The organism is Streptomyces sp. KLMMK (assembly GCF_036961605.1).
GTDB classification, from domain to species: Bacteria; Actinomycetota; Actinomycetes; order Streptomycetales; family Streptomycetaceae; genus Streptomyces; species Streptomyces telluris.
In genome coordinates this window covers 1-2932 of the sequence record NZ_JBAMDC010000592.1, presented here as the reverse complement: position 1 = coordinate 2932, position 2932 = coordinate 1, and the positions used below count along the sequence as shown (strand labels likewise).

2 protein-coding genes and 1 pseudogene are annotated in these 2932 nt (G+C 72.3%); all 3 read left to right on the top strand.

Going from position 1 to position 2932, the window contains the following annotated elements; genetic code table 11:
* Positions 1-200 (top strand): annotated as a pseudogene (locus V7793_RS36005) (NADH-quinone oxidoreductase subunit NuoE); the annotation flags it as partial.
* On the top strand, positions 197-1558 hold the full coding sequence (gene nuoF, locus V7793_RS36000) for an NADH-quinone oxidoreductase subunit NuoF (protein ID WP_168094326.1): 1362 nt from the start codon (positions 197-199) through the stop codon (positions 1556-1558). The pseudogene V7793_RS36005 and the gene nuoF, both read left to right, overlap by 4 nt.
* Positions 1555-2932, top strand: a 1378-nt coding sequence (locus tag V7793_RS35995) for an NADH-quinone oxidoreductase subunit G (RefSeq protein WP_336013886.1), incomplete at its 3' end; no start/stop codon positions are given. The genes nuoF and V7793_RS35995, both read left to right, overlap by 4 nt.

Below are 2932 nucleotides of genomic sequence, written 5' to 3'. Positions count from 1 at the left end.
GGGTGGGCCCGCCCCGCGGCGCCCCGCCCTCCACCGGGCGCCGGCAGCAGCCCGGCGAGCACCTCAGCTCTCACGCCCGCCCGTCGCCCGACCACCACCCCTCATCGAGTCCCTCCGGGACGCAGCAGCCTGAACAGAAGACGTCCGCCTCGGACCCCGACCACCCCGCCGGACCCGTCACCGAGGAGGGGGAGGGATGACCATGGCACCAGCGATGGGGGAGACGAGCCCGGAAAAGCTGCTCGCTCCCGTACTGAGCGCCTTCTGGGACGAGCCGCGCTCCTGGACCCTGGAGACCTACCTGCGCCACGACGGCTACCAGGGCGCACGCAAGGCCCTCGCGATGGCCCCCGACGACGTCATCGGCTACGTCAAGGACTCGGGCCTGCGCGGCCGCGGCGGCGCGGGCTTCCCGACCGGGATGAAGTGGCAGTTCATCCCGCAGGGCGACGGCAAGCCGCACTACCTCGTGGTCAACGCGGACGAGTCCGAGCCCGGGGCCTGCAAGGACATCCCGCTGCTCTTCGCCGCCCCGCACACCCTCATCGAGGGCATCGTGATCGCCTGCCACGCGATCCGCTCCGAGCGGGCCTTCATCTATCTGCGCGGAGAGGTCGTGCCGGTGCTGCGCCGGCTGCACGAGGCCGTGCGCGAGGCCTACGCCGCGGGCTACCTCGGCAAGAACGTCCTCGGCTCCGGGATGGACCTGGAGCTGACCGTGCACGCGGGCGCAGGCGCGTACATCTGCGGCGAGGAGACCGCCCTCCTCGACTCCCTGGAGGGGCGCCGCGGCCAGCCCCGGCTGCGGCCGCCCTTCCCCGCCGTCGCGGGCCTCTACGCCTGCCCCACCGTGGTGAACAACGTCGAGTCCATCGCGTCGGTTCCCGCGATCCTCCACAAGGGCAAGGAGTGGTTCCGTTCGATGGGCACCGATAAGTGCCCCGGATTCACGCTCTATTCGCTCTCGGGCCACGTCGCGAACCCCGGCCAGTACGAGGGCCCCATGGGCATCACGCTGCGCCAGCTGCTCGACATGAGCGGCGGCATGCGGCCGGGCCACCGGCTGAAGTTCTGGACACCGGGCGGCTCCTCCAGCCCCATGTTCACCGCCGAACACCTCGACGTGCCGCTGGACTTCGACAGCGTGGGCGCCGCCGGCTCCCTGCTGGGCACCAAGTCGCTGCAGTGCTTCGACGAGACGACGTGCGTGGTGCGCGCGGTCACCCGCTGGACGGAGTTCTACGCGCACGAGTCGTGCGGCAAGTGCACCCCCTGCCGCGAGGGCACGTACTGGCTGGTCCAGTTGCTGCGCGACATCGAGGCCGGCAAGGGCCGCAAGTCCGACCTCGACAAGCTCGCCGACATCTCCGACAACATCAACGGCAAGTCCTTCTGCGCCCTCGGCGACGGCGCCGCGGCGCCCATCCTCTCCTCGCTGCAGCACTTCCGCGCGGAGTACGAGCAGCACATCACGGGCCGGGGCTGCCCCTTCGACCCGTCGAAGTCGACCCTGTGGGCCGACGGCCCGCAGAACTCCCACCTGGAGGTGAACGCGTGACGGTCACGACGTCTGCCCCCTCCGGAGGAGGGGGCGCGGAGCCGCCGCCGGAGGACCTCGTCTCCCTCACGATCGACGGCGCGGCGATCTCCGTCCCCAAGGGGACGCTGGTCATCCGTGCCGCGGAGCTGCTGGGCATCGAGATCCCCCGCTTCTGCGACCACCCGCTGCTCGACCCCGCCGGCGCCTGCCGGCAGTGCATCGTGGAGGTCGAGGGCCAGCGCAAGCCGATGGCCTCCTGCACCATCACGTGCACGGACGGCATGGTCGTCAGGACCCAGCTGACCTCGCCCGTGGCCGAGAAGGCGCAGCGCGGCGTGATGGAGCTGCTGCTGATCAACCACCCGCTGGACTGCCCCGTCTGCGACAAGGGCGGCGAGTGCCCCCTGCAGAACCAGGCGATGACGGCGGGGCAGTCCGACACCCGCTTCGAGGGCCGCAAACGCACCTTCGAGAAGCCGGTGCCGATCTCCTCGCAGGTGCTGCTGGACCGCGAGCGGTGCGTGCTGTGCGCGCGCTGCACCCGCTTCTCCCAGCAGATCGCGGGCGACCCGATGATCGAGCTGCTGGAGCGCGGGGCGCTGCAGCAGGTCGGCACGGGTGAGGGCGCGCCCTTCGAGTCGTACTTCTCCGGCAACACCATCCAGATCTGTCCGGTGGGCGCGCTGACCTCCGCCGCGTACCGCTTCCGTTCGCGCCCCTTCGACCTGGTGTCGTCGCCGTCGGTGTGCGAGCACTGCGCGGGCGGCTGCGCGCTGCGCACGGACCACCGGCGCGGCAAGGTGATGCGCCGCCTCGCCGCCGACGACCCCGAGGTCAACGAGGAGTGGGTGTGCGACAAGGGCCGCTTCGCGTTCCGCTACGCGCAGCGGCCGGAGCGCTTCGCCCACCCGCTCGTGCGCAGCGCCGAGGGCGTGCTCGAACCGGCGAGCTGGCCGGAGGCCCTGGACGCCGCGGGGCGCGGGCTGGCGGCCGCGCGCGGCAGAACGGGCGTCCTGACGGGCGGCCGGCTGACGGTCGAGGACGCGTACGCGTACGCCAAGTTCGCGCGGGTGGCGCTCGACACGCACGACGTCGACTTCCGGACCCGGGTGCACAGCGGTGAGGAGGCGGACTTCCTGGCCGCCCGCGTCGCGGGCCGCGGCCGGGATCTCGACGGGAGCGGGCTGACGTACGCCGCTCTGGAGAAGGCCCCGGCGGTCCTGCTGGTGGGCTTCGAGGCGGAGGAGGAGGCGCCCGGCGTCTTCCTGCGGCTGCGCAAGGCCTGGCGCAAGCACGGGCAGCGCGTCTTCGCGCTCGCTACGCACGCCAGCCGCGGTCTGGAGAAGGCCGGGGGCACGCTGCTGCCCGCCGCGCCCGGCACCGAGACCGAGT

Excerpts from the sequence above, each read along its gene's own strand:
- nuoF (WP_168094326.1), top strand. The coding sequence starts at position 197 with ATGACCATGGCACCAGCGATGGGGGAGACGAGCCCGGAAAAGCTGCTC.